This window comes from Streptomyces sp. NPDC036813 (assembly GCF_055609245.1).
On record NZ_JBVJPV010000010.1, the window covers coordinates 1 to 26,213 of the forward strand.

General features: G+C 70.2%; 24 protein-coding genes. 20 read left to right on the forward strand and 4 right to left on the reverse strand.

Features of this window, described 5'->3' with window-relative positions; genetic code table 11:
* The 4 genes from ACZ67Q_RS21080 to ACZ67Q_RS21095 form a co-directional block, all read left to right on the forward strand.
* Positions 1-1,029, forward strand: a 1,029-nt coding sequence (locus ACZ67Q_RS21080; RefSeq protein WP_471184248.1) for a vitamin B12 dependent-methionine synthase activation domain-containing protein, incomplete at its 5' end; no start/stop codon positions are given.
* Between the two features lie 124 nt (positions 1,030-1,153).
* On the forward strand, positions 1,154-1,855 hold the full coding sequence (locus ACZ67Q_RS21085) for an HAD family hydrolase (protein ID WP_471184251.1): 702 nt from the start codon (positions 1,154-1,156) through the stop codon (positions 1,853-1,855).
* A 433-nt stretch (positions 1,856-2,288) separates the two neighbouring features.
* Positions 2,289-3,893: an ABC transporter substrate-binding protein gene (locus ACZ67Q_RS21090; protein WP_471184253.1), complete on the forward strand. Its 1,605-nt coding sequence runs from the start codon at positions 2,289-2,291 to the stop codon at positions 3,891-3,893.
* A 69-nt stretch (positions 3,894-3,962) separates the two neighbouring features.
* Positions 3,963-5,543, forward strand: coding sequence for an ABC transporter substrate-binding protein (locus ACZ67Q_RS21095; RefSeq protein ID WP_471184256.1), 1,581 nt, complete (start codon positions 3,963-3,965; stop codon positions 5,541-5,543).
* Between the two features lie 162 nt (positions 5,544-5,705).
* Here ACZ67Q_RS21095 and ACZ67Q_RS21100 read toward each other — a convergent pair whose 3' ends face one another.
* Both ACZ67Q_RS21100 and ACZ67Q_RS21105 read right to left on the reverse strand, forming a co-directional pair.
* The gene (locus ACZ67Q_RS21100) at positions 5,706-6,377 is read right to left on the reverse strand and encodes a response regulator transcription factor (protein ID WP_361625498.1); all 672 of its coding nucleotides are present in this window, start codon (positions 6,375-6,377) and stop codon (positions 5,706-5,708) included.
* Positions 6,378-6,497: 120 nt separating this feature from the next.
* Positions 6,498-7,403: a RecB family exonuclease gene (locus ACZ67Q_RS21105; RefSeq protein ID WP_471184836.1), complete on the reverse strand. Its 906-nt coding sequence runs from the start codon at positions 7,401-7,403 to the stop codon at positions 6,498-6,500.
* 571 nt (positions 7,404-7,974) lie between these two features.
* Here ACZ67Q_RS21105 and ACZ67Q_RS21110 point away from each other — a divergent pair.
* The 3 genes from ACZ67Q_RS21110 (at position 7,975) to ACZ67Q_RS21120 (ending at position 11,356) form a co-directional block, all read left to right on the forward strand.
* Complete coding sequence (locus ACZ67Q_RS21110; RefSeq protein WP_471184259.1) at positions 7,975-9,624, forward strand: site-2 protease family protein; 1,650 nt, start codon at positions 7,975-7,977, stop codon at positions 9,622-9,624.
* A 61-nt stretch (positions 9,625-9,685) separates the two neighbouring features.
* Positions 9,686-10,588 carry a tRNA (adenine-N1)-methyltransferase gene (locus ACZ67Q_RS21115; protein ID WP_471184262.1) on the forward strand — a complete coding sequence of 301 codons (903 nt, stop codon included), beginning with the start codon at positions 9,686-9,688 and terminating at the stop codon, positions 10,586-10,588.
* A gap of 201 nt (positions 10,589-10,789) precedes the next feature.
* Positions 10,790-11,356, forward strand: coding sequence for a hypothetical protein (locus ACZ67Q_RS21120; protein WP_471184265.1), 567 nt, complete (start codon positions 10,790-10,792; stop codon positions 11,354-11,356).
* Between the two features lie 115 nt (positions 11,357-11,471).
* Here ACZ67Q_RS21120 and ACZ67Q_RS21125 read toward each other — a convergent pair whose 3' ends face one another.
* A complete protein-coding gene (locus ACZ67Q_RS21125) occupies positions 11,472-11,765 on the reverse strand; it encodes a ferredoxin (protein WP_471184839.1) in 294 nt (97 codons plus the stop codon).
* 256 nt (positions 11,766-12,021) lie between these two features.
* On the opposite strand from ACZ67Q_RS21125, the gene arc reads away from it, so the two are divergent.
* From arc to prcA, 6 genes are all read left to right on the forward strand, one after another.
* Positions 12,022-13,788 carry a proteasome ATPase gene (arc, locus tag ACZ67Q_RS21130; RefSeq protein ID WP_471184268.1) on the forward strand — a complete coding sequence of 589 codons (1,767 nt, stop codon included), beginning with the start codon at positions 12,022-12,024 and terminating at the stop codon, positions 13,786-13,788.
* Between the two features lie 243 nt (positions 13,789-14,031).
* On the forward strand, positions 14,032-15,543 hold the full coding sequence (dop, locus tag ACZ67Q_RS21135) for a depupylase/deamidase Dop (RefSeq protein WP_471184270.1): 1,512 nt from the start codon (positions 14,032-14,034) through the stop codon (positions 15,541-15,543).
* A 189-nt stretch (positions 15,544-15,732) separates the two neighbouring features.
* Complete coding sequence (locus ACZ67Q_RS21140) at positions 15,733-15,951, forward strand: ubiquitin-like protein Pup (RefSeq protein ID WP_363296689.1); 219 nt, start codon at positions 15,733-15,735, stop codon at positions 15,949-15,951.
* Between the two features lie 33 nt (positions 15,952-15,984).
* A complete protein-coding gene (locus tag ACZ67Q_RS21145) occupies positions 15,985-16,578 on the forward strand; it encodes an endonuclease VII domain-containing protein (RefSeq protein ID WP_471184273.1) in 594 nt (197 codons plus the stop codon).
* Entirely contained in the window at positions 16,530-17,375 is an 846-nt protein-coding gene (prcB, locus tag ACZ67Q_RS21150) for a proteasome subunit beta (protein WP_471184275.1), read from the forward strand. Before ACZ67Q_RS21145 ends, prcB begins: the two co-directional genes overlap by 49 nt.
* Positions 17,376-17,438: 63 nt before the next feature.
* Complete coding sequence (gene prcA, locus ACZ67Q_RS21155) at positions 17,439-18,176, forward strand: proteasome subunit alpha (protein ID WP_469814548.1); 738 nt, start codon at positions 17,439-17,441, stop codon at positions 18,174-18,176.
* Positions 18,177-18,231: 55 nt separating this feature from the next.
* On the opposite strand, the gene ACZ67Q_RS21160 is transcribed toward prcA, so the two are convergent.
* Entirely contained in the window at positions 18,232-19,254 is a 1,023-nt protein-coding gene (locus tag ACZ67Q_RS21160) for a LacI family DNA-binding transcriptional regulator (protein WP_471184278.1), read from the reverse strand.
* Between the two features lie 94 nt (positions 19,255-19,348).
* Between ACZ67Q_RS21160 and ACZ67Q_RS21165 the strand changes: the two genes are divergently transcribed.
* The 7 genes from ACZ67Q_RS21165 (at position 19,349) to ACZ67Q_RS21195 (ending at position 26,110) form a co-directional block, all read left to right on the forward strand.
* On the forward strand, positions 19,349-20,608 hold the full coding sequence (locus ACZ67Q_RS21165) for an MFS transporter (protein ID WP_471184280.1): 1,260 nt from the start codon (positions 19,349-19,351) through the stop codon (positions 20,606-20,608).
* A gap of 9 nt (positions 20,609-20,617) precedes the next feature.
* Positions 20,618-21,979 carry a Pup--protein ligase gene (gene pafA, locus ACZ67Q_RS21170; protein WP_019754142.1) on the forward strand — a complete coding sequence of 454 codons (1,362 nt, stop codon included), beginning with the start codon at positions 20,618-20,620 and terminating at the stop codon, positions 21,977-21,979.
* A 125-nt stretch (positions 21,980-22,104) separates the two neighbouring features.
* Positions 22,105-23,112, forward strand: a complete 1,008-nt coding sequence (locus ACZ67Q_RS21175; protein WP_471184283.1) for an FKBP-type peptidyl-prolyl cis-trans isomerase — start codon at positions 22,105-22,107, stop codon at positions 23,110-23,112.
* A gap of 110 nt (positions 23,113-23,222) precedes the next feature.
* Positions 23,223-23,594, forward strand: a complete 372-nt coding sequence (locus ACZ67Q_RS21180) for an FKBP-type peptidyl-prolyl cis-trans isomerase (protein WP_019754140.1) — start codon at positions 23,223-23,225, stop codon at positions 23,592-23,594.
* 129 nt (positions 23,595-23,723) lie between these two features.
* Positions 23,724-24,725, forward strand: coding sequence for a helix-turn-helix transcriptional regulator (locus ACZ67Q_RS21185; RefSeq protein ID WP_471184285.1), 1,002 nt, complete (start codon positions 23,724-23,726; stop codon positions 24,723-24,725).
* Between the two features lie 18 nt (positions 24,726-24,743).
* Positions 24,744-25,820, forward strand: coding sequence for a helix-turn-helix transcriptional regulator (locus tag ACZ67Q_RS21190; protein ID WP_471184288.1), 1,077 nt, complete (start codon positions 24,744-24,746; stop codon positions 25,818-25,820).
* A 29-nt stretch (positions 25,821-25,849) separates the two neighbouring features.
* Complete coding sequence (locus ACZ67Q_RS21195) at positions 25,850-26,110, forward strand: hypothetical protein (protein WP_471184842.1); 261 nt, start codon at positions 25,850-25,852, stop codon at positions 26,108-26,110.
* Positions 26,111-26,213 lie beyond the last annotated feature (103 nt).

A 26,213-nucleotide genomic window follows, 5' to 3' on the forward strand; every position in this document is an offset into this window, starting at 1 on the left:
ACCCGCGCGTATGTGGAGCAGGATCTGCACGAGATCTACCAGGGCGAGGTCCGCTACGCCCGGGACGCCTTCGAGGGCCTGCGCCTGATGGACGCGTTGATCGGGATCAAGCGCGGGGTGCCCGGCGCGAAGCTGCCCGAACTGAAGCAGCGCCGGGTCAAGGCGGCCACCGTCCAGGTCGAGGAACGGCCCGAGGAGGGTCATGTGCGTTCCGACGTGGCCACCGACAACCCGGTGCCCGCCCCGCCGTTCTGGGGCACCCGCGTCATCAAGGGCATCCAGCTCAAGGAATACGCCTCCTGGCTCGACGAGGGCGCACTGTTCAAGGGCCAGTGGGGGCTGAAGCAGGCCCGCACCGGCGAGGGCCCCACCTACGAGGAACTGGTCGAGTCCGAGGGCCGGCCCCGGCTGCGCGGCCTGCTGGAGCGACTGCAGACGGAGAACCTGCTGGAGGCGGCCGTCGTCTACGGCTACTTCCCCTGCGTGTCCAAGGACGACGACCTCATCGTCCTCGACGAGGCCGGCAACGAGCGCACCCGCTTCACCTTCCCGCGCCAGCGTCGCGGCCGCCGGCTGTGCCTGGCCGACTTCTTCCGTCCGGAGGAGTCGGGGGAGACCGACCTCGTCGGCTTCCAGGTCGTCACCGTCGGCTCGCGCATCGGCGAGGAGACCGCCCGCCTCTTCGAGGCCAACGCCTACCGCGACTACCTGGAGCTGCACGGCCTGTCCGTCCAGCTGGCGGAGGCCCTCGCCGAGTACTGGCACGCCCGCGTGCGCTCCGAGCTCGGTTTCGCCGGGGAGGACCCGGCCGAGATCGAGGGCATGTTCGAGCTGAAGTACCGCGGGGCCCGCTTCTCGCTCGGCTACGGCGCCTGCCCCGACCTGGAGGACCGCGCCAAGATCGCCGACATGCTCCAGCCCGAGCGCATCGGCGTGCACCTCTCCGAGGAGTTCCAGCTCCACCCCGAGCAGTCCACGGACGCCATCGTGATCCACCACCCGGAGGCGAAGTACTTCAACGCACGGTGACCCCGTTCGACAGCCCGTGACCGCATCTTGGGCATGTCGATCGAAAGCGTCGTACACTGGTCGGTCCACCGCAGGCCGGTTCCCGTCGGGAACCGGCCTGATCGTCCCCAAGGAGGTACGCCGGATGACGACGACGGTCCCCGCGCTCGGTACCAAGACGGCCGAAGGCTCCGCACTGCAGGCCGTGCTCCTCGACATGGACGGCACCCTGGTGGACACCGAGGGTTTCTGGTGGGACGTCGAGGTCGAGGTGTTCGCCGCCCTCGGCCATGCCCTCGACGACGCATGGCGCCATGTCGTGGTCGGCGGTCCCATGACCCGCAGCGCGGGGTTCCTGATCGAGGCGACGGGTGCCGACATCCCCCTCGCCGAGCTGACCGTCCTGCTCAACCAGGGCTTCGAGGACCGTATCGGCGAGGCGCTGCCGCTGATGCCGGGCGCCGCCCGGCTGCTGGCGGAGCTGCACGAGCAGGCCGTGCCGACGGCCCTGGTCTCCGCCTCCCACCGCCGCATCATCGACCGTGTGCTGACCACGCTCGGCCCCCACCACTTCTCGCTGAGCATCGCCGGCGACGAGGTCTCCCGCACCAAGCCGCACCCCGACCCCTACCTGCTCGCGGCAGCCGGCCTGGGCGTCGATCCGACGCGCTGCGCCGTCGTCGAGGACACCGCGACCGGCGTCGCGGCAGCAGAGGCCGCGGGCTGCCACGTCGTCGTGGTGCCCTCCGTGGCCCCCATCGGCCCGGCCGCCCGGCGCACCGTCGTGACCTCGCTGGAAGAAGTCGATCTCGCTTTTCTGCGCGGCCTGATGACGGAAATGCGGTAACCGTTCACCCAGCGTGTCCCGCCCATTGGCGGGGAAATTCCACTCGTCGGCGACAGGGGCGCTCCGGCGGAAATTCACGGCGCGCGTCCGGGGTGAATTGCACCCCCGCACACCCAACGCACGTGTGACGTTCCCCACGCCCGGCAGGGGCGGAGAGGGGTGGACCCGCTGCCGTTCACCCCCAACAGCGGCCGCGGGGCGCACCCTTGTGTCCCGATTGATGAAACCCTGCACGAATCCTTCCCCTGTCGGGTTTTCGTTGTGTCCCCGCCCGGTTTCGCAGCGTGATGGGGTCCCGGCTCCACGGCCCGCGAACCGCCCCGCGGGCGCGGACTAATCTCATCGCGAGAACATCGCCCCTTACCCCCGTGCTCCGCTGCGCCACCCCTGCATGCCGGATACACGGAGTCAGACGCTCTGGAGAAACTCGAGCATGAACCGCAAGACTTTGGTGTTGCCGGCCATGGCCGGCCTGCTCGCCCCCGTGCTCGCCGCATGCGGCGGGACCGACGGCAGCAGCAGCGGCGGGAAGGCCATCGTCGTCGGCACCACGGACCGGTTCACCGCCACGAAGGACGCCCCGGCGCCGCTCGACCCGGCCTACGCCTACGACGTCGGCAGCTGGAACATCCTGCGCCAGACCGTGCAGACCCTGATGACCCTGCCCAAGGGCGGCGGCCAGCCGGTGCCCGAGGCGGCCCAGAGCTGCGGCTTCACCGACAGCGGCAACGAGCGCTTCGCCTGCAAGCTGCGCGACGGACTGACCTTCGCCAACGGGGACGCCGTCACCGCGAACGCCGTGAAGTACTCCATCGACCGGGCCCGCGCCATCCAGGCCGACTCCGGAGTCGCGGCCCTGCTGTCCACCATCGACACCGTCGAGACGCAGGGCGACAAGGAGGTCGTCTTCCACCTGAAGACCGCCGACGCGACCTTCCCCTACAAGCTGTCCACCCCCGTCGCGGGCATCGTCGACCCCGCCGACTACCCCAAGGACAAGCTGCGCGAAGGGTTCACGGTGGACGGCTCCGGGCCGTACACCCTGAAGGCCGAGACCAGCGGCGACTCCATGACCAAGGCCGTCTTCACCAAGAACCCCGACTACAAGGGGTCCTTGACCGTGAACAACGACAAGGTCGAGCTGGACTCCTTCGACAGCGCCGACGCCATGGGTGCAGCGCTCGAGAAGGGCGACATCGACCTCATGAGCCGCACCATGGCCCCGGACCAGGTGCGCAAGCTGCAGGGCGGCTCCGGCAAGAACATCGACCTGCTCGGCATGCCCGGCCTGGAGATCCGCTACCTCGCCTTCAACACCGACGCCCCGTCCGTCAAGGACAAGGCGGTGCGCCAGGCCGTCGCCCAGGTCGTCGATCGCGCCGCCCTGGTCTCCCAGGTGTACGGCACCCAGGCCGAGGCCCTGTACTCGCTGGTCCCGGCGACCGTCACCGGCCACTCCAACGCGTTCTTCAACAAGTACGGGGAGCCCAGCGCCACCAAGGCCAAGTCGCTGCTGGCGAAGGCCGGCATCTCCACCCCGGTCAAGCTGACCCTGCACTACACCACCGACCACTACGGCGCGGTCACCAAGCGGGAGTTCGAGGTGCTCCAGCAGCAGCTCAACTCCAGCGGTCTGTTCGACGTCCAGATCCAGGGCACGTCCTGGGACGCCTTCGTCCCGGCCGAGCGCAAGGGCGCCTACGACGTGTGGGGCATGGGCTGGTTCCCGGACTTCCCGGACGCCGACAACTACCTCGCGCCGTTCCTCGACAAGAACAACTTCCTCAAGTCGCCGTACCGCAACAGCGAGATCATCAACCACCTGATCCCGCAGTCCCGGCGCGAGGCCGACCGCCTCGCCGCCGCGCGGAGTCTGACGGACATCCAGGACATCGTGGCCGACGACGTACCCGTTCTGCCGCTGTGGCAGGGTAAGCAGTACGTCGCCGCGCGCGACGACATCACGGGCACCGCCTACGCCCTCAACAACACCTCGACCCTGCAGCTGTGGGAGCTCGGCCGCGGTGTGAGCGGCTGACGCACCCCGTGCCCGGGGCCCGTCGAAGGGCCCCGGGTTGACGGAGAACCGAAGACAAGGCACACGTACGTGAACATGCGCAACCAGTGGCCGGTCCTGCCCATCGTGGCCGGGCTGGCCTCCGGCCTGTTGACCGGATGCGGAACGGAGAACGGCGATTCCGGGGGCACCGGGTCCGCCGTGGTCATGGGGATGTCCGACGACGTCCTGGCCACGGACCCCGCCTCGGGCTACGACCCCGGTTCCTGGCTGTTGTTCAACAACGTCTTCCAGTCGCTGCTCAGCTTCCCGGAGGGAGCCACCGAGCCGCAGCCCGAAGCGGCGAAGCAGTGCGGCTTCACCGACACCCAGGCCCAGGTCTACCGGTGCACCCTCAAGGACGACCTGAAGTTCAGCAACGGTGACGCGCTCACCTCGAAGGACGTGAAGTTCTCCTTCGACCGCATGCTGAAGATCAACGACCCGGCCGGCCCGGCGGTCATGTTCCCCTCGCTCGCCTCGGTGGAGACGCCGGACGACAAGACGGTCGTCTTCCAGCTCAAGACCTCCGACGCGACCTTCCCCAGCAAGATCGCCTCGGGCGCCGGATCCATCGTCGACCACAGCCAGTACGACGCGAACGGCCTGCGCAAGGACAGCAAGGCCGTCGGCTCCGGCCCGTACAAGCTGGACTCCTTCAACGACGAAGAGGCCGTCTTCTCGGTCAACGGCAACTACCAGGGCACCGCCAAGGTGAAGAACTCCGGCGTCACGCTGAAGTTCTTCCACGGCGACCAGAGCGCCCTGAAGCAGGCCCTCCTCGACGGCAAGGTCGACGCCGCCTACCGAGGCCTGAGCGCGGCCGACATCGCCGACATCCAGAAGAGCGGCGGCAGTTCGGGCGTCGAGGTGGTCGAGGGCAGCAGCGCCGAGGTCCAGCACCTGGTCTTCAACATGAACGACCCGGTCGCCGGGAAGGCCGGCGTGCGCAAGGCCATCGCCCACCTCCTCGACCGCGACACCCTCATCCGGGACGTCTACCAGGGCACCGCGACCCCCCTGTACTCGATCATCCCGGCCGGTATCGCGGGCCACACCACGTCCTTCTTCAACACCTACGGCGCCCGCCCCTCCAAGGCCAAGGCCAAGGACGCCCTGCGCGCCGCCGGCATCACCGGCAAGGTCAAGCTCACCCTGTGGTCCACGCCCGCCCGCTACGGCCCCGCCACCGACGCGGAACTGAAGGCGATAGCCGGCCAGCTCAACGCCAGCGGACTGTTCGAGGCCGACGTGAAGTCGGTGGCCTTCGACCAGTACGAGAAGGACATCGCGGCCGGCAAGTACGGCGTCTACGTCAAGGGCTGGGTGCCCGACTACCCGGACGCCGACAACTTCACCGCCCCCTTCTTCGGCAAGGGCAACGTGCTGGGCAACAACTACGGCAACAAGACCATCACCGGCACGCTCATCCCGCGCACCGCGGCCCAGAGCGACCGCGCCTCCACTGGCAAGGAGTACGGCGAGCTGCAGGACATCGTCGCCGACGACGTGCCGATCCTGCCCGTGTGGCAGGGCAAGCAGTACGCGGTGGTACGCGACGGCGTCTACGGCCTCGAGTCCTGCCTCGACGCCTCGACCGTGTTCCGCTTCTGGGAGCTGCACAAGGGCTGAGCACCGGGCTCCGCCCACAGCACCGGGCTCCGCCCACAGCACCGGGCTCCGCCCACAGCACCGGGCTCCGCCCACAGCACCGGGCCCACGAGCGAAAGGGCGCCCCTTCCCCCAGGACAGCTGGGAGGAGGGGCGCCCTCACGTGAGGCGGGGAGGGGGCGTCTACTGGGCGCCGGGTCGCACCAGACCGCTCTCGTAGGCGTACACCGCGGCCTGCACGCGGTCACGCAGGCCCAGCTTCGTCAGCACATGGCCCACATGCGTCTTGACGGTGGTCTCGCTGACGAACAGGTCGGCGGCGATCTCGGCGTTCGACAGACCCCGCGCCACCAGCTTCAGCACCTCGACCTCACGGTCGGTCAGCGTGTGCAGGGTGTCCGGCACCGGCTCCTCGCCGGAGGGCAGATGGGTGGCGTACTTGTCCAGCAACCGCCGGGTGATGCTCGGCGCGAGCATCGCCTCGCCCCCGGCCACCACGCGGATCGCCTGCACCAGCTCGTTCGCCGGCGCGTCCTTCAGCAGGAAGCCGCTCGCCCCCGCACGCAGCGCCTCCACCACGTACTCGTCGAGGTCGAAGGTCGTCAGCACCAGCACCTTCGCCGGGCCGTTGCGCTCCGGCCCGGTGATCTGCCGGGTCGCCTCCACACCGTCCATGCGGGGCATGCGGATGTCCATCAGTACGACGTCGGGCTGCAAGGCGCGCACCTGGTCGAGCGCCTGGAGGCCGTCCCCGGCCTCGCCGACGACCGCGATGTCCTGCTCGGCCTCCAGGATCATCCGGAAGCCCGTACGCAGCAGCGGCTGGTCGTCGACCAGTAGGACACGGATGGCCACGTAAGTCTCCTTCGCTCGTCCGGGCCCATTCTGCCCTGCACCCGCCACCCGGACCGCCCCCGGGGCAGCCGGCGCCGATCATCCGGGGCCGCCCCGCGCCTTCGGGGGCGGACCGGCGGCTCAGGCGCCGCCGGAGCCGGCCGTACGCACCGGCAGCGGATACGGCGGGGGAGTGCCGCCGAACTCCGGGCAGTGCGCCTGGTGGTCGCACCAGCCGCACAGCTTCGTCGGCCGCGGCCGCCACTCACCGGTCTCGGTGGCCCGCCGGATCGCCTCCCACAGCGCCAGCAGCTTGCGCTCCACCCGCTCCAGGTCGGCGAGGACCGGATCGTAGGTCAGGACGTCCCCACTGCCGAGGTACACCAGCTGCAACCGCCGGGGAACGACGTTCTTCAGACGCCACACCACGAGGGCGTAGAACTTCATCTGGAACAGCGCGCCCTCGGCGTACTCGGGCCGTGGCGCCTTGCCGGTCTTGTAGTCGACGATCCGCACCTCGCCGGTGGGCGCGACGTCCACGCGGTCGATGATCCCGCGCAGGGTCAGCCCCGACTCCAGCTCCGCCTCGACGAACAGCTCACGCTCCGCCGGCTCCAGACGCGTCGGGTCCTCCAGCGTGAACCAGCGCTCCACGAGCTGCTCGGCCTCCGCCAGCCACTGCGCGAGCCGCTCGCCGTCCGGATCGTCGGCGAACAGCTCGGTGACCTCCGGGCGGCTCTCCCGCAGCCGCTCCCACTGACCCGGGATCAGCGACTTGGCGCGCGGCGCGGTCCGCTCGGCCGCCGGGGCGTCGAACAGCCGCTCCAGCACCGCGTGCACCAGCGTGCCCCGCGTGGCCGCCGCGCTCGGCTTCTCCGGCAGCCGGTCGATGACCCGGAAGCGGTACAACAACGGGCACTGCATGAAGTCACCGGCGCGGGAGGGCGACAGGCTGACGGGAGCGGCACGGTCCGGCCGCGGTGCGACGGGAACTACGGCCTCCGGATGCCCGTCCTCCGAAGAGGGGAGGGCCGCCACGGGCAGCACGTCATCACCGGCCACGGGCACCGTGGTGCCGGCGGAGGCTGCGGGTTCCGGGGACGCGGCGGCGGGCGCGGCGGGCTCCGAAGGCGCAACGGCGGCGGGCTCCGAGGGCGCGACGGCGGCGGCCTCCGGGGCAGCGGCATCTGCGGGTCCCCGGGAGGCGGCGGGGGCGTTGGGTTCCGGGGACGCGGCGGCTGCGGGTTCCGGGGAGGCGGCGTCTGCGGGCCGTATCGACGGCATGTCCGCCGCCGCGACCCCGCGCCCCGCCTCCTGGCCCGGCACCGTCGCGGCGAGCGGCCCGTGCGCCCCCACCACGCCTGGCGCCTCGGACCGCGGCGCCACCGTCCCGGTGTCGCCGCCGCCCTGCTCGGCCGTACCCTCGCTGCTCGTCTCCATGCCCCAAGACCTTAAGGCCCGCCACTGACAGCGACCCAACCCGCGGCGCCGCGGGTGGCGTACGGCACGGCGAACACAGGGGGTGCCGGGGCGGAACACGCCGCGACGGACGCATACCATCGACCCGAGACCGCTTCCGGCCGGCCGGCTCGGAAGACGCTTCGAACGAGGGGACACCGTGGACGAGAGCGGCCGGAGCGCGCAGCCGCGGTCGGGCGACGACGAGGCGGCCGAGCCCCACACCGGCCTGCCCACCCCGCCCGCCGCCCCCGCACACCCCGAGCCCGCCGACCCCCACGGGTCGTCCGGCCAGGCCGAGCCGAAGGCCACCCCCACGCCGCCCTCCGACGCCGAGCCCCCCGAGATCGCCCCGCGGCATGGGCAAGACCCCGGAAACGAGCCGGCCGCCCACTCCGCCGACCGGCCGCAGCCCGGTGAGACGCCCGGGACCGAGCCCACCACCCCCGCCGCCGGTGAAACTCCCGCGGCCGACCACCCCACCCCCGCCCCCGGCGAGCCCTCCACGCCCCGCGAGCCCGCCCCCCACCACCCCACTCCACCCGCGCCCCACAGCGCCCCGCACACGCACCACACCCCCCACGCCGGCCCGCACGATCAGCACCCCGACCGCGCTCACGCCCACGCGGGACCCGGCGGACGCCCCCCGCGGCCACCGGAGCCGCGCAGCGGGCTGCTCATGGGCCGCCCCTTCGGCGTGCCCGTGTACGTCGCGCCCAGCTGGTTCCTCGTCGCCGCACTGATCACCTGGGTCTTCGGCGGACAGCTCGACCGCGTGCTGCCCGACCTCGGCGCCGCCCGCTACCTCGTCTCCCTCTTCTTCGCCGTCGCCTTCTACGCCTCCGTGCTCGTGCACGAGCTGGCCCACACCGTCGCCGCCCTGCGCTTCAAGCTCCCGGTGCGCCGCATCCGGCTGCAGTTCTTCGGCGGCGTCAGCGAGATCGAGAAAGAGGCCGAGACCCCCGGACGGGAGTTCGTACTGGCCTTCGTCGGCCCGCTGCTCTCCCTCGTCCTCGCCGGCGTGTTCTACCTCGCCATGCAGCCCGTCGAGCCCGGCACCGTCCCCGGCGTCCTGCTCGCCGGCCTGATGGTCTCCAACCTCATCGTGGCGATCTTCAACTTCCTGCCCGGCCTGCCCCTCGATGGCGGCCGCATGCTCCGCGCCATCGTCTGGAAGATCACCGGCAAGCACATGAGCGGCACCATCGCCGCCGCCTGGGTCGGCCGCGCCCTCGCCGTCTCCGTCCTGATCGGCCTGCCCCTGCTCACCCAGTCCGGCGCCCTCGGCTCCACCGCCGAGGACAGCGTCGGCATGGACACCGTCACCGACGCCCTGCTCGCCGCCATCCTCGCCGCGATCATCTGGACCGGCGCCGGCAACAGCCTGCGCGTCGCCCGCCTGCGGGAGCACCTGCCCGAACTGCGCGCCCGCAACCTCACCCGCCGCGCGGTCCCCGTCCACACCGACACCCCGCTCTCCGAGGCCCTGCGCCGCGCCAACGAGGCCGGCGCCCGCGCCCTCGTCGTCGTCGACACCGACGGCGAACCCCTCTCCCTCGTCCGCGAGGCCGCCATCGTCGGCGTACCCGAACACCGCCGCCCCTGGGTCGCCGTCAGCAACCTCGCCCAGGACCTCACCGACGGCATGCGCGTCTCCGCCGAACTGGCCGGCGAGGACCTCCTGGAAGTCCTGCGTGCCACCCCCGCCACCGAATACCTCGTGGTCGAGGACACCGGCGAGATCTACGGCGTCCTGTCCGCCGCCGACGTCGAGCGCGCCTTCGTCAAGGCCATGGCCCGCCCCACCTGAGCCCCGCTCACCCGGCCGGGGTGTGGTCCGCGGCCCCCGCAAACCCCGGTAGGCTGGTCACATGTCCGAACCGACCGGTGCCGCCCGCCGACGCGGGCCCTTCAAGGTCGGGGACCAGGTACAGCTGACCGACCCCAAGGGCCGCCACTACACGTTCACGCTCGAGGCCGGGAAGAACTTCCACACCCACAAGGGGAGCTTCCCGCACGACGAACTGATCGGCGCTCCCGAGGGCAGCGTTGTCCACACCACCGGCAACGTCGCCTACCTCGCGCTGCGCCCCCTGCTCCCCGACTACGTCCTGTCCATGCCCCGCGGGGCAGCCGTCGTCTACCCGAAGGACGCGGGGCAGATCCTCGCCTTCGCCGACATCTTCCCCGGCGCCCGCGTCGTGGAGGCCGGCGTCGGCTCGGGCTCCCTCAGCAGCTTCCTGCTGCGGGCCATCGGCGACCAGGGCATGCTGCACAGCTACGAGCGCCGCGAGGACTTCGCGGAGATCGCCAAGCAGAACGTGGAACGCTACTTCGGCGGCCCGCACCCGGCCTGGCAGCTCACCGTCGGCGACCTGCAGGACAACCTGTCCGACACCGACGTCGACCGCGTCATCCTCGACATGCTCGCCCCCTGGGAGTGCCTCGAGGCCGTCTCCAAGGCGCTGGTGCCCGGCGGCATCGTCTGCTGCTACGTCGCCACCACCACCCAGCTCGCCCGGACCGTGGAGTCCATCCGGGAGATCGGCTGCTTCAACGAGCCGACCGCCTGGGAGACCATGATCCGCAACTGGCACATCGAGGGCCTCGCCGTGCGCCCGGACCACCGGATGATCGGCCACACCGGCTTCCTCCTCACCGCCCGCCGCCTCGCCGACGGCGTCGAGCCGCCCATGCGCCGCCGCCGCCCCGCCAAGGGCGCCTACGGCGAGGACTACAGCGGCCCCAACGCCGACGGCGGCCTCGGCCGCTGAGGCACGCCCTCACCACGGCAACGCACCGGCGCCGTGGCCCAGTTCCCGCTCCCCGCGCGGAACTCGGCCACGGCGCCGTCGTCTTGCACCCGCGTCACACCGGTGAGGAACCCGAGCGCACCCCGCCGTTCCGCCGCACTGTGACGTGTGGCACCATGCAGGCCACCCCCACCGGCACAGCCCTCACAGGAGACACTCCTAGTGCAGCAATCCGCCGTCCCGGAACTGGCCCACACGCACACCCGCCCGATCCACTGGCTCGCGACCGCCACCGCCCTCGCCGGCGTCGTCGCACTGTCCTCCCTGCTGCAACCCCGCACGGCCACGGCTGCCCCGACACCGGGCGGGGAAACCACCACCCTCGCCGCCCCCGCCACCACCGGCGTCGCCTTCCCCCTGGACTGCGGCCCCGTCAAGGCCGTCGTCGTCAAGCAGGCCACCGGCGACCTCGACGGCGACCACCGGCCCGAGACCGTCGCCGTCGTGCACTGCGACGCCCCCATGGGCACCCCGCCCGACGGCGTCTACGTCCTCACGCACGCGTCCGGCACCGGCCGGCCCCGCATCGTCGCGACCCTGGCCGACCCCAAGGACCGCACCAACGTCAGCGACATCGCCGTACACGACCGAGCCGTGCACGCCACCCTGCTCGGCTACTCGTCCGACGACGTGCCCGCCTGCTGCCCCGACGTACGCCGAAGCGTGAAGTGGCAGTGGAAGGACGGCACGTTCGTCCGCTCCACCCCCGCCCAGGCGCACAGCGTGTGACTCACATCACGACGCTGTGAGAAATCAGACAAACGACAGGGCGGTCACGCACGCGTCGCGCGAGACCGCCCTCGAAAGCGTCTTGAAGACGACTTAACCCCCGGCGTCCGGACGGTCACTCCGCGTCCGGACCGTACACCTCGACCCCGTCCCCGACCCGGCGCACATGGATGCACTCACCCGGACACTCACGGGCCGAATCCACCACATCCGTCAGCAACGGCAGCGGCACCGGCGTCGTAGCCCCCGGCGCCTGCAACAGCTCGTCTCCCGCACCCTTGACGTAGGCCAGACCATCGATGTCCAGCTCGAACACCTCCGGCGCGTACTGGGCGCAGATGCCGTCGCCGGTACACAGGTCCTGATCGATCCAGACCTCCAGCGCCTCGCCCGCCGACGCGGCCTCCATCTGCACGACTCACCTCTCCTGCCGTTTACGGTCGAGCCGCACGGGAACGATGCAGGCTCTGACGGGTGTTGAACACTTCGACCCTACCTGGGCCCGCTTTCCAATCATGTTCGGTGGGTATTCCCCTGGCGTGAGGGAGAGCGCAAGGGTGAAGATCGGACACACCCCGACCGTCTTTGTGATCTAGGGGTTTCAATCGACACCCGCCCAGGTAGGGTCTGGAAGCGTCCAGCTCCCCTTGGAGGAGGTGAGGACCGTGGCAGCCCACGACGACGACATTGACCGCGGCATCCGCCCGGGACGCGGGTCCGACGACCCGACCGGGCAGATTGCCTACCTTGAGCAGGAGATCGCCGTCCTGCGACGCAAGCTCGCCGACTCTCCGCGACACACGAGGATTCTCGAAGAGCGGATCGTCGAGCTGCAGACCAACCTGGCCGGCGTGTCCGCCCAGAACGAGCGGCTCGCCAACACACTGCGCGAGGCCCGCGACCAGATCGTGGCCCTCAAGGAAGAAGTCGACCGGCTCGCCCAGCCGCCCGCCGGCTTCGGCGTCTTCCTGCAGGCCAACGAGGACGGCACCGCCGACATCTTCACCGGCGGCCGCAAGCTCCGCGTGAACGTCAGCCCCAACGTCGAACTCGACGACCTCAGGCGTGGCCAGGAGGTCATGCTCAACGAGGCGCTCAACGTGGTCGAGGCCATGGAGTACGAGAGCGTCGGCGACATCGTCACCCTCAAGGAGATCCTCGAGGACGGCGAGCGCGCCCTGGTGCTCGGGCACACCGACGAGGAACGGGTGGTACGGCTCGCCGAGCCGCTGCTGGACGTCACCATCCGCCCCGGCGACGCGCTCCTGCTCGAACCCCGCTCCGGCTACGTCTACGAGGTCGTGCCCAAGAGCGAGGTCGAGGAACTCGTCCTCGAAGAGGTCCCCGACATCGGCTACGAGGCCATCGGAGGCCTCGGCGGCCAGATCGAAGCCATCCGCGACGCCGTCGAGCTCCCCTACCTGTACCCCGACCTGTTCAAGGAGCACGAACTGCGGCCGCCCAAGGGCGTGCTGCTCTACGGTCCCCCCGGATGTGGTAAGACGCTGATCGCCAAGGCCGTCGCGAACTCGCTGGCCAAGAAGGTCGCCGAAGTCACCGGCCAGGCCGCCGGCAAGAGCTTCTTCCTCAACATCAAGGGCCCCGAGCTGCTCAACAAGTACGTCGGTGAGACCGAGCGGCAGATCCGCCTGGTCTTCCAGCGGGCCCGGGAGAAGGCGTCCGAGGGCACCCCCGTGATCGTCTTCTTCGACGAGATGGAGTCCCTCTTCCGCACCCGAGGCTCCGGCGTCAGCTCGGACGTGGAGAACACCATCGTCCCGCAGCTGCTCGCCGAGATCGACGGCGTGGAAGGCCTGCAGAACGTGGTCGTCATCGGCGCCTCCAACCGCGAGGACATGATCGACCCCGCCATCCTGCGCCCCGGCCGGCTCGACGTGAAGATCAAGATCGAGCGCCCGGACGCCGAAGCCGCCAAGGACATCTTCGGCAAGTACCTCACCGAGCGCCTCCCGCTGCACGCCGACGACCTCGCCGAACACGGCAGCGACAAGTCCGCCACGGTCCAGGCCATGATCCAGACCGCGGTCGAGCACATGTACGCGGAATCCGAGGAGAACCGCTTCCTGGAGGTCACCTACGCCAACGGTGACAAGGAAGTCCTCTACTTCAAGGACTTCAACTCCGGCGCCATGATCGAAAACATTGTGGGCCGGGCCAAGAAGATGGCGATCAAGGACTTCCTGGAAAAGAACCAGAAGGGCCTCCGCGTCTCCCACCTCCTCCAGGCATGCGTGGACGAGTTCAAGGAGAACGAGGACCTTCCCAACACCACCAACCCGGACGACTGGGCCCGGATCTCCGGAAAGAAGGGCGAGCGGATCGTCTACATCCGCACCCTCATCACCGGAAAGCAGGGCGCAGACACCGGACGCTCCATCGACACGGTGGCGAACACCGGACAGTACCTGTAAAAACAGGGCGGCTGCGGGTGCCCTCACCGGGTACCCGCAGCCCGCTGTTTTTTCCGGACACATCCGGGGCACAGCACACAAGGCAAAGACGCAAATGATCTCCCCACCAGCGCAAAGGCGTTCTAGGCTCTTCCGTACCGCCCGAACGCGCAGTGCGGGGAGGGGCACCGCACACGCACCGGAGCAATCGCGGTACTTGAGCGGCGCCTACGACCGAGGGTGCCGCCGGGCAAGGAGGGCCGCATGACCGTACGGCGAGTAATGGGCATCGAGACGGAGTACGGCATCTCCGTCCCCGGCCACCCCAATGCCAATGCCATGCTCACCTCGTCCCAGATCGTCAACGCCTACGCGGCGGCGATGCACCGGGCCCGCCGCGCCCGGTGGGACTTCGAGGAGGAGAACCCGCTGCGCGACGCGCGGGGCTTCGACCTCGCCCGCGAAGCCGCCGACTCCAGCCAGCTCACCGACGAGGACATCGGCCTGGCCAACGTCATCCTCACCAACGGCGCCCGCCTCTACGTCGACCACGCCCACCCCGAATACAGCGCCCCCGAGGTCACCAACCCCCGCGACGCCGTGCTCTGGGACAAAGCCGGCGAACGGATCATGGCAGAGGCCGCCGAACGGGCCGCCCAGCTCCCCGGAGCCCAGCCCATCCACCTCTACAAGAACAACACCGACAACAAGGGCGCCTCCTACGGCACGCACGAGAACTACCTGATGAAGCGGGAAACCCCCTTCTCGGACATCGTGCGCCACCTGACCCCCTTCTTCATCTCCCGCCAGGTCTTCGCCGGCGCCGGTCGCGTCGGCATCGGCCAGGACGGCCACGAACACGGCTTCCAGCTCAGCCAGCGCGCGGACTACTTCGAGGTCGAGGTCGGCCTCGAGACCACCCTCAAGCGCCCCATCATCAACACCCGCGACGAGCCGCACGCCGACGCCGAGAAATACCGCCGCCTGCACGTGATCATCGGCGACGCCAACCTCTCGGAAATCTCCACCTACCTCAAGCTCGGCACGACGGCCCTCGTCCTGTCCATGATCGAAGACGGCTTCATCGCGGTCGACCTCGCCGTCGACCAGCCCGTCCGCACCCTCCACCAGGTCTCCCACGATCCCACCCTCAAGCGCCTGGTCACCCTGCGCAGCGGCCGCACACTCACCGCCGTGCAGCTGCAGATGGAGTACTTCGAGCTGTCCCGCAAATACGTCGAGGAACGCTTCGGAGCGGACGCCGACGAACAGACCAAGGACGTGCTCTCGCGCTGGGAAGACACCCTCACGCGCCTCGAGAACGACCCCATGAGCCTGGCCGGCGAACTCGACTGGGTCGCCAAGCGCGAACTCATGGAGGGCTACCGGCGCCGCGACGGCCTCGACTGGGACGCGGCGCGCCTGCACCTGGTCGACCTCCAGTACGCCGACGTACGGCCCGAGAAGGGCCTCTACAACCGCCTCGCGGCCCGCGGCCGCATCAAGCGGCTGCTCGACGAGGCAGAGGTCGAGCGGGCCATGCACAAGCCCCCGGAGGACACCCGCGCGTACTTCCGCGGCCGCTGCCTCGAGCAGTACGCCGACGACGTCGCCGCGGCCTCCTGGGACTCGGTCATCTTCGATCTGCCGGGCCGGGACTCCCTCCAGCGGGTCCCAACCCTCGAACCGCTTCGCGGAACGCGAAATCACGTCAAGGAGCTGCTGGACCGCTGCCGCACAGCGGAAGACCTGGTCAGGGTGCTCTCGGGCGGCTGAGGGTACTCGTCGGCCTCCCGGCCGGAACAGGGTGGAAATGCCCCCGGCCGGGAATCATCGAGGTGGCCCCCGCACGTTGTGGAAACTGCGGGGCCGATGTCGGACCCGGCTTGTAGGGTCTGATCATCACCGATCGGCAGGAATGCCGACCTGTCGACCCATGTCGGGCGAAAGAGCGGGGTGAGGGTTATGGCAACCAAGGACACCGGTGGCGGCCAGCAGAAGGCCACGCGCTCCACGGAGGAGGTCGAGGAGCAGGCGCAGGACGCACAGGCCTCGGACGACCTCAAGGAGCGCCACGAGAAGCTGAGCGACGACGTGGACTCCGTCCTGGACGAAATCGATGATGTCCTGGAGGAGAATGCGGAGGACTTCGTGCGTAGTTTCGTTCAGAAGGGTGGCGAATAGCCTTCGATTCGAAGGCTTCGGGGGGCGTGCGAGTTGGCAACTGAAGATGAGTCGAAGTGCTGCGTGCGGTGCGGTGAGTACAAGCCGCGCGCAGCCTTCGCCCGTAGGCGGTCCAATCTTGACGGGCTGCAGCGGCACTGCCGCGACTGTGCATCCGACTATCACCGGGCTCGCCAGGAGAGCTCGGGCCGGAAGGTCCGCCCGAAGGTGGAAGTGCCGGAAGGTCACAAGCTCTGCCTGAAGTGCGGCGAAATCAAGCCCTGGAATGAGTGGCACCGCAACGCGTCAGCTTCCGACGGATTGTCGACGCGCTGCAAGACCTGTCGCGCGGCTGAGGGGCGCGCCGGTCACCTGAAGCGCCACTACGGCCTCACCGAAGCCGAGCGTGACGCCATGGTCGCCGAGCAGATGGGCCTCTGCGTGATCTGCTTGAACGCCCCGGCCGTGCATGTGGATCACTGCCACTCGACGGGTAGGGTCCGTGGCGTACTGTGCTTCAACTGCAACTCGGCCATCGGCAAGTTGGGAGACGATCCCGACGCCGCCCGTCGGGCCGCTGCCTACCTGGAAGGAACCTCGTGGAAGCCAACTCTCGTGGCACCGGGCGTCTACCTGCTGCCTTCCTGACGCCAGGATCCTCCTCCTTCATGGACTTCCTCGCCGAGCACCAGCCGGAGCTGCTGCCGGGCAAGCGCCGGCTGCCTCCGGTGCAGGGTGTGATCGAGGCGCCGCACGGGACGACCATCGTGTCCGTGACGTTCCCGGGCGGCGTGGTGCTGGCCGGTGACCGTCGGGCCACCATGGGCAATGTCATCGCGCAGCGCGACATCGAGAAGGTGTTCCCGGCGGACGAGTACTCGGCCGTCGGCATCGCCGGCACCGCCGGTCTCGCGGTCGAGATGGTCAAGCTCTTCCAGCTGGAGCTGGAGCACTTCGAGAAGGTCGAGGGTGCCCAGCTGTCGCTGGAGGGCAAGGCGAACCGTCTGTCGACGATGATCCGCTCCAACCTCGGCATGGCCATGCAGGGCCTGGCCGTGGTGCCCCTGTTCGCGGGGTACGACGTGGACCGCGCCAAGGGCCGCATCTTCTCCTACGACGTCACCGGCGGCCGTACCGAGGAGCGTGGCTTCGCCGCGACCGGCTCGGGTTCGGTGTTCGCCCGGGGTGCGATGAAGAAGCTGTACCGCGAGGACCTCACCGAGGCCGACGCCACGACGCTGGTGGTGCAGGCTCTGTACGACGCGGCTGACGACGACTCGGCGACCGGTGGTCCCGATGTCGGCCGCCGGATCTACCCGATCGTCACCGTGATCACCGAGGACGGTTTCCGCCGGCTCACCGACGACGAGTCCTCCGAGATCGCCCGTTCGGTGCTGCAGCGGCGCCTGGAGCAGCCGGACGGCCCGCGGGCCGCCCTGCTCTGAGGGCCGGGCCCGGATTTGTTGTCAGGTGATCCAGTGACTTCCACAGAAAGGGACGGATAACCGGTGTCGACGCCGTTCTATGTCTCACCTCAGCAGGCGATGGCCGACCGCGCCGAGTACGCCCGCAAGGGCATCGCGCGTGGCCGCAGCCTGGTTGTCATGCAGTATGCCGACGGCATCGTGTTCGTCGGTGAGAACCCGTCCCGTGCGCTGCACAAGTTCAGCGAGATCTATGACCGGATCGGCTTTGCCGCGGCCGGTAAGTACAACGAGTACGAGAATCTGCGCATCGGTGGTGTCCGCTACGCCGACCTGCGCGGCTACACCTATGACCGGGACGATGTCACGGCGCGGGGTCTGGCCAACGTCTATGCGCAGACGCTGGGCACGATCTTCTCGTCGGCGGCGGAGAAGCCGTATGAGGTGGAGCTGGTGGTGGCCGAGGTGGGGGAGACCCCGGAGGGCGACCAGATCTACCGGCTGCCGCATGACGGTTCGATCGTGGACGAGCACGGTTCGGTGGCGGTCGGTGGCAACGCCGAGCAGATCAGTGGCTTCCTGGACCAGCATCACCGCGACGGCATGAGTCTGGCGGAGGCGCTGCAGCTGGCCGTGCGGGCGCTGTCGCGCGACACCAACGGTACGGAGCGGGAGATTCCCGCGGAGCGCCTGGAGGTGGCGGTGCTGGACCGTACGCGGCCGCAGCAGCGCAAGTTCAAGCGGATCGTCGGTGCGCAGCTCGGACGGTTGCTGCAGGCGGGCAGTACGGCCACGGAGGCCGAGAGCAGCGACGAGGAGTAGGACCCGCGCGTGTGTGCTGCGCCCCGGCCGTCCGACGGCCGGGGCGCAGTGGTGTTCAGGGGGTCTTGGGTGGTGCTGTGGAGCCGCGTACGACGAGTTCGACGGGGATGTCTCCGGCGTCGGGTGTGCGGCCTTGGAGGACGGCGAGGAGGGCGCGCATGCCGTGTTCGCCGAAGCGTTCGGCGTCCAGGCGGACGGTGGTCAGCTCGGGGTCGATGGCGGTGGCGAGGCCGAGGTCGTCGACGCCGGTGACGGAGACGTCCTCGGGGACGTGCAGGCCGAGTCGGCGGAGTGCTTTGTAGGCGCCGGCGGCGAGCATGTCGTCGTCGCAGATGATCGCTGTGGGGCGGGCTTCCGCCGGTGCGAGTGCTGCTTCGGTGGCGGCCAGGGCGCTGTCGATGGAGATGGGCGCGGGGGCGGGCGCGGTGCGCAGGGAGGTGCCGGGTACGGCGGCGATGCGCTGGGTGAGTTCTTGGGCGCGGACGTCGAAGGTCCATGAGGGGACGTCGGCGGCGAGGTGGAGGAAGTGGCGGTGGCCGAGGCCGAGGAGGTGTTCGGTGACCTGGCGGATGCCGTCGGCGATGTCGAGGTTGACGGTGGCGGCGCCGAGGCTGCCGGTGGGGTCGCTGTCGAGCATGACGAGGGGGAGCTGGTCGCCGCGGATGGCGGTGAGGGCGTCGGCGGCCATGGAGGAGGCGAGGACGCCGTCGAGGGCGGCCTGGGCGGAGGCGAAGGGGTCGCGGGCGGGGCCGATGCCTTCGGGGGAGGGGTAGAGGACGACGCCGAAGCCGTGGTCGGCGGCGACGCGGGCGGCGCCGGTGTAGACGCCGGCGAAGAATTCGGTGGTCAGTGCGGGGACGACGAGCAGGACGGTGCGGGTGCGGCCGAGGCGTAGGTTGCGGGCGGCGAGGTTGGGCCGGTAGTCGAGCTCGCGGGCGGCTTCGCGGACGCGTTCGGCGGTGGCTTCGGAGACGCGGCCGCGCCATTTGTCGCCGAGGACGAGCGAGACGGCGGCCTGGGAGACGCCTGCCGCTTGGGCGACGTCCCGGCTGGTGGGGCGGGTGCTGCTTCGGGCCACCGTCCGCTCGCTTCCGTCGTCTGGACTGCTGAACTGCGCACATGGTACGTATGACGCAGGACGTTATACGTAAAACTTGAGCCGGAGGGCGGACATGGCCGCGGGATACCTGGAGATCCTCAGGGCGAGGCACGCCGCCCGCCTGCTCGTGGGCACGCTGGTGGGGCGGCTGCCCAACGCCACCGCCGCCATCGCGATCGTGCTGTTCGTGCGCGCCGAGGGCGGCACGTACAGCCTGGCGGGCGCGCTGGCGGCGGTGTACGGCGTCGCCAACGCCGTGGGTCAGCCGGTGCTCGGCCGGCTCGTCGACCTGCACGGGCAGCCGCGGATCCAGCTGCCCGCCGCGATCGCCTCGGCGCTGGCCATGACGGTCTTCGCCGCCGTCGGGATCGCCCCGGCCCCGCTGGCGTACGCGGCTGTGGCGGCCTCCGGCCTGTTCACGCCACCGCTGGAGGGCGGCCTGCGGGCGCTGTGGCCGAGCGTGCTGCGCCGTGAGGATCAGGTGCACACGGCGTACGCCATGGACGCGATCGCCCAGGAGGTCATGTTCACCGTCGGCCCGCTGCTGGTGACGCTGTGCGTCTCGCTGTGGTCCGCGCGGGCGGCCCTGCTCGTGCTGGGCGCCCTCGGCGTCCTCGGCGCGCTCTCCGTCGTCCTGTCGCCGCCCTCGCGCGCGTGGCGCTCCGCGCCGCGTGAGGCGCACTGGCTGGGCGCGCTGCGCTCGCCGGGGCTGCTGGCGCTGCTGGCGGCGTTCCTGTTCATCGGGATGGCGCTGGGCTCCATCACGGTGGCCGCGGTGCCGTATGCGGACGGCCATGGCGGTGACGCGGTGTACGGCTGGCTGATGGCCGCGCTCGGGCTCGGTGCGCTGGCCGGTGGCGCGGTGTACGGGGCGCGGCAGTGGGCGGGCCCGCCGGAGCGGCGACTGCGGGTGCTGGTGGCGTTTCTGGCGGTGTGTTACCTGCCGCTGACGCTGATGCCGGGCGCGGTCGCCATGGTGGCGCTCACGGCGCTCGCCGGGGTGTTCCTGGCGCCGTCCATCGCCTGCGCGTTCGTCATCGTGGACCGGCATGCGCCGAGCGGCACGGTCACGGAGGCGTTCTCCTGGCTGGTGACGACGTTCACCGTGGGCGCGTCGGTGGGAACGGGCCTGGCGGGGCCGGTCGTCCAGGCGGGTGGCGCGCTGTGGGGATTCGCGGTGCCCGGTGCCGCCGGTGCGGTTTCGCTGCTCGTTCTGCTGGGTACACGCACCGTCCTTGCAGCTCCCGCCGTGACAGGGGTTGTTGCGGCCTCATCGGAAAATGATCCAAATCGTGCTGTCGAACCCCGTTTCAGTTCGGGGGATCGGGCGTAATGTTCCCTCATGGACCGCCGCATTTTCGGGCTGGAGAACGAGTACGGCGTCACGTGCACGTTCAGGGGACAGCGCCGTCTGTCACCTGACGAGGTGGCGCGGTACCTCTTCCGCCGTGTCGTGTCATGGGGCCGCAGCAGCAATGTGTTTCTGCGGAACGGTGCCCGCCTCTATCTCGATGTGGGCTCTCACCCCGAATACGCGACACCCGAATGTGACAACGTGATCGAGCTGGTCACCCACGACAAGGCCGGAGAGCGCATTCTCGAGGGCCTGCTGGTGGACGCGGAACGACGCCTGCACGAGGAGGGAATCGCAGGCGACGTCTACCTCTTCAAGAACAACACCGACTCGGCGGGAAACTCCTACGGCTGCCATGAGAACTACCTGGTGGCCCGGCACGGGGAGTTCTCGCGGCTCGCGGACATCCTCATCCCCTTCCTGGTGACGCGGCAGCTGCTGTGCGGTGCGGGCAAGGTCCTGCAGACCCCGCGCGGCGCCGTCTACTGCGTCAGCCAGCGGGCCGAGCACATCTGGGAGGGCGTCTCCTCGGCGACGACCCGCTCGCGGCCCATCATCAACACCCGCGACGAGCCGCACGCCGACGCCGAGCGCTACCGGCGCCTGCATGTCATCGTGGGCGACTCCAACATGTCCGAGACGACCATGCTGCTGAAGGTCGGGGCGACCGACCTGGTGCTGCGCATGATCGAGGCGGGCACGGTGATGCGGGACCTCACTCTGGAGAACCCGATCCGGGCGATCCGCGAGGTCAGCCACGACATCACCGGCCGCCGCAAGGTGCGCCTGGCCAGCGGCCGCGAGGCCTCTGCCCTCGAGGTGCAGCGCGAGTACTACGAGAAGGCCGTCGACTTCTGTGAGCGCCGCGGTATCCGCACCGGCACGGTGGAGCAGGTGCTGGAGCTGTGGGGCCGCACGCTGGACGCGATCGAGTCCGAGGACCTCGACCGTATCGGCACGGAGATCGACTGGGTCATGAAGTACAAGCTCATCGAGCGCTACCGGGCCAAGCACAACATGACGATGTCGCATCCGCGGGTCGCGCAGATAGACCTCGCGTACCACGACATCCACCGTCGTCGTGGCCTGTACTACCTGCTGGAGAAGAAGGGGCAAGCGGCCCGGATCTGCAACGACTTGAAGATCTTCGAGGGCAAGTCGGTTCCGCCGCAGACCACTCGGGCGCGGCTGCGCGGTGACTTCATCCGCCGGGCGCAGGAGCAGCGGCGGGACTTCACCGTCGACTGGGTGCATCTGAAGCTGAACGACCAGGCACAGCGGACCGTGTTGTGCAAGGACCCGTTCCGGTCGGTGGACGACCGGGTGGAGAAGCTCATCGCGGGAATGTGAGCCGGCTTTCGGCGACATGCCGGAACGCCACTCGGGCGCCGTACGTTACCCGTACGGCGCCCTTCTCACGCCGTAGAGTTGCGCGCACGCCATCCACAAGATCGACCGATTACGAGGCCCTTATCGTGCGCCGACGTTCCCTGATGATTGCCGTACCCGCCGGACTGGTCACCCTCGCCGGTTGCGGCGACGACAAGTCCGACTCGAGCAAGGCCAGCGACAGCGCGTCGCCGTCGCCGTCGGCGTCGCAGCCGTCGGCCGCGCCGAGTCCGAAGATCGTCGCCGGTCCGCTGCCGGCGGTCACCGCGGGCACGAAGTTCGGCGAGAAGCCGACGGTCGCCAAGGGCAGCGGCGAGCCGTCGAAGGACATCGCGGTGAAGACGCTGATCACCGGCAGCGGCCGCACGGTCGCGGAGAACGACTACGTCCAGGCGGACTACCTCGGTCAGATCTGGAACACCGGCAAGGTGTTCGACAACTCCTACGACCGCAAGACACCGCTGCTGCTCCCGCTGGCGCAGGGGCAGATCATCGACGGCTGGCGCTACGCCCTGGCCGGCAAGAAGACGGGCAGCCGGGTCCAGTTCTCCGTCCCGCCCACCTGGGGTTACGGCGCGCAGGGCAATCCCCAGGCGGGCATCAAGGGCACCGACACCCTGGTGTTCGTGGTCGATCTGAAGGACGTGTTCAACGCCAAGAGCTCCGCCCAGGGCAAGAAGGTCCCGCAGGACGACGCCGCGCTGCCCAAGGTCGGGACGAACACGGACGGCGGGGCGCCGTCCATCGAGGTGCCCAAGACGGACCCGCCGAAGAAGCTCGTGGCAAACTACGTCCTGGAGGGCGACGGCGAGGCGCTGAAGGCCGACAGCACGGTGCTCGTGCAGTACAAGGGCGTGCTGTGGGACACCGGCAAGGAGTTCGACTCCACCTATGGCCGCAAGACGCTGACGTCCTTCTCCCTCCAGCAGGTCGTCAAGGGCTGGGGGCAGGGCCTGACCGGCAAGAAGGTCGGCAGCCGCGTCCTGATCGTCGTCCCGCCGGCGCTGGGTTACGGCGACAACCCGCCGCAGGGCAGCGGCATCAAGAAGGACTCCACGATGGTGTTCACGGTGGACATCCTGGCGAAGATGTAGACGCGCGCGGTGGCGTGTTGCGGTGCCGGGCCGGGTCCGGCGGGCGCCGGCACCCTGGGGATGACAGACTGTCCGCGTTCCGTGTCGTAGATATGCAGGAGCTTCAAGACGTGAGCATCGACAAGCCCGAGATCGACTTCCCGGGCGGCGAGCCCCCGGCTGACCTCGAGATCAAGGACATCTGGGAGGGCGACGGCCCGGTCGCGCAGGCGGGCCAGACGGTCACCGTCCACTACGTGGGCGTTGCCTTCAGCACGGGCGAGGAGTTCGACGCCAGCTGGAACCGCGGCACGCCGTTCCGCTTCCCGCTGGGCGGCGGCCGTGTCATCAAGGGATGGGACCAGGGTGTGCAGGGCATGAAGGTAGGTGGCCGCCGCCAGCTGACCATCCCCGCCCACCTCGCCTACGGCAACCAGAGCCCGACCCCGGCGATCAAGCCCGGCGAGACGCTGATCTTCGTCGTGGACCTGCTCGGGGTCTGATCGTCGCTCGATCACAGCTGATCACATGGGGTCCATGCCTGCACGGGCATGGACCCTCGGCTTTTGCCATCGCCCCACGGAGCGGTACGGTCATCGATCGTAAGGACCATAGGGAGGCGAAGCGCGTCGATGGCCATTGCCAAGGCCGAGCGGCTGATGAACCTGGCGCTGTGTCTGCTCGGGACGCGGCGGCCGCTCAGCAAGCGTGAGCTGCGCGAGTCCATCGAGGCTTACGTCGAGGCCTTCGGGCCGGGAAGGGGCGCGGCCTTCGGGCCGGAGAAGGGCGCCTCCGGCGCCGACGACTCCTTCAACCGCATGTTCGAGCGGGACAAGGACGACCTGCGCGAGCTGGGTCTGGTCATCGAGACCGTGGAGAGCCTCGACGGGGAGATCGGCTATCTCGCCCGCCGTGACTCCAACCGGCTGCCGCCGATCACCCTCGACGCCGAGGAGGCCGCCGCCCTCGGTCTGGCCGCCAAGGTATGGCAGCAGGCCCGTCTCGCCGGCGCGGCCAGCGGCGCCCTGCAGAAGCTGCGCGCGGCCGGACTGCCCGAGGACGTCGACCCCTATGAGGCGCACAGCGCGCTGGAGCCGCGCATCCCGGTGCACGAGGCCGCCTTCGAACCGCTGATGCTGGCCTGCCGCGACCGCCGCACCGTCGCCTTCGACTACCGCAAGGCGAACGCCGCCCACCCCGAGACCCGGCACGTCGAACCGTGGGCGCTGGAGTGCTGGCGCGGCCACTGGTACCTGGCCGGCTTCGACCGCGACCGCGGCGCCGAGCGCGTCTTCCGGCTGTCGCGGATCACCGGCAAGGTGCGCTCCCGCGGCGGTAAGTTCACCGCGCCCGTGCCCGACGTCGTCACCGTCCGCGAGACCGTCGCGAGCTGGGCCGGCGAGACCGCCGACCGCAGCGCCCTGATCCGGCTGCGTTCCGGCGCCGGGTACCCCCTTCGGGCGAAGTCCACGGCCGTGCGGGAACTCGGCGACGGCTGGGACGAGTTGGAGATTCCGTACGGGCACGGCCTGGATGCCTGGCTGGTGGAGTTCGGCCCGGATGTGGTGGTGCTGGAGCCCGCCGAGCTGCGGGCCGACGTCGTGGACCGGCTGCGCGCCGTGGCCAAGGGCTGAGGGGGAGCGGAGCGAGACGTGGCAGGCAAACCGGTCAGGCCCACGAGCGCCATCGACCAGACCCGGCGGATGCTGTCCCTGGTGACGTATCTCCGGGAGCGTCCCGGTGCCCGGATCGAGGACGTGGCGCGCGCCTTCGGGATCACCGAGGACGAGCTGGTCTCCGACCTGGACGTGCTGCCCATGTGCGGCACCAGCTTCCGCGGCGGCGATCTGCTCGACATCGACACCGACGGCGAGCGCATCTGGTGGCACAACCCGGCCGCGCTCGGCGCGGAGGCGGCCGAGCCGCTGCGGCTGGCTGCCGACGAGGCGACCGCGCTGCTGGTCGCCGCCCGCGCGGTGGCCACCCTGCCCGGGCTGCGCGAGAGCGACCGGCAGGCCCTGCTGCGGGCCACGGCCAAGGTGGAGACCGCGGCCGGCGAGGCCGCCGGCGCCAGCTCCCGGCTGTCGGTGACCTTCGAGTCCGAGGGCGGTGTCTTCGCCGACGTCGACCGGGCGATCTCCGAGCGCCGCCGGCTGTGGATCCGCTACTACTCGCCGGCCCGTGACGAGGTCACCGAGCGCGAGATCGACCCCATCCGCCTGGTCAGCGTCGGCCACACCTACGTCGAGGCGTGGTGCCGCCGCTCCGAGGCGCGCCGTACGTTCCGGCTCGACCGGGTCGCCGAGATCAGGATTCTGGACGAGCCGTCGGCGCCGCCGGAGATAGAGCTGCGGGATCTGTCGGAGGGGCTGGTCCAGCCGGCCGCCGAGGACCCGGAAGTCGTCGTCGAGGTCGCCCCGGGCGGCCGCTGGGTCGCCGAGTACTACCCGCACGACAGCGCCGAAGAGCTCCCCGACGGCGGGCTGCGGATCACGCTGCGCACCCCGGATCCGGCCTCGCTGCGCCGGCTGGCGCTGCGGCTCGGCCGCGACGGCCGGATCGTGTCGCCGCCCGACCTGGCGGACAGCGCCCGCCGCGCGGCCCGCGAGGCCCTGGCGGCCTACGACGGCATGGAGGCCGAGGAGCCGCAGGGGCCGCAGGCGCCGCACGGGGTCCCGGCCGGCGGAGCGGGTGAGGAGCAGGACGACAGGCAGGAGCAGAGGCTGTGAGCGAGACGGCGTCGCCGCACGGCGTGGGCATGACGGTGGCCTCCGCGTTCGCGGGGATGCGCGGGGTGGCCCCCGTGGTCTTCCGGGCCGGCTGCCCGGACTGCCGGGGCCGTTTCGAACTCGCCGCGAGTGCCCTGCGCCTGGCCATCGGCGCCTCCAGCCGCACCACCTTCTACTCGTTCACCTGCCCCGAGTGCGGGGCGGCCGTGCGCAAGCCGGCGGGGGAGCGGATCGTGGAGCTGCTCACCGGCGGCGGCGTGCGTACGTTGCGCCTGCACTCCACGGTCTGAGCGGGTGCCGGCCCGGCACGGTGCTCGGAGATCCCGCTCCCGCACCGCACGGTGGTGCACGGTCCGCGCGCCTGCCCGCGCACGGTGGGAGCGGCCCCCGGCG

Bases quoted from the DNA above. Each gene is read 5' to 3' on its own strand.
- ACZ67Q_RS21165 (WP_471184280.1), top strand. From the start codon at position 19,349: ATGGCCGCGGGATACCTGGAGATCCTCAGGGCGAGGCACGCCGCCCGC.
- ACZ67Q_RS21125 (WP_471184839.1), bottom strand. From the start codon at position 11,765: ATGGAGGCCGCGTCGGCGGGCGAGGCGCTGGAGGTCTGGATCGATCAG.
- ACZ67Q_RS21085 (WP_471184251.1), top strand. From the start codon at position 1,154: ATGACGACGACGGTCCCCGCGCTCGGTACCAAGACGGCCGAAGGCTCC.
- ACZ67Q_RS21090 (WP_471184253.1), top strand. From the start codon at position 2,289: ATGAACCGCAAGACTTTGGTGTTGCCGGCCATGGCCGGCCTGCTCGCC.
- ACZ67Q_RS21140 (WP_363296689.1), top strand. From the start codon at position 15,733: ATGGCAACCAAGGACACCGGTGGCGGCCAGCAGAAGGCCACGCGCTCC.
- pafA (WP_019754142.1), top strand. From the start codon at position 20,618: ATGGACCGCCGCATTTTCGGGCTGGAGAACGAGTACGGCGTCACGTGC.
- ACZ67Q_RS21185 (WP_471184285.1), top strand. From the start codon at position 23,724: ATGGCCATTGCCAAGGCCGAGCGGCTGATGAACCTGGCGCTGTGTCTG.
- ACZ67Q_RS21115 (WP_471184262.1), top strand. From the start codon at position 9,686: ATGTCCGAACCGACCGGTGCCGCCCGCCGACGCGGGCCCTTCAAGGTC.
- ACZ67Q_RS21195 (WP_471184842.1), top strand. From the start codon at position 25,850: ATGACGGTGGCCTCCGCGTTCGCGGGGATGCGCGGGGTGGCCCCCGTG.
- dop (WP_471184270.1), top strand. From the start codon at position 14,032: ATGACCGTACGGCGAGTAATGGGCATCGAGACGGAGTACGGCATCTCC.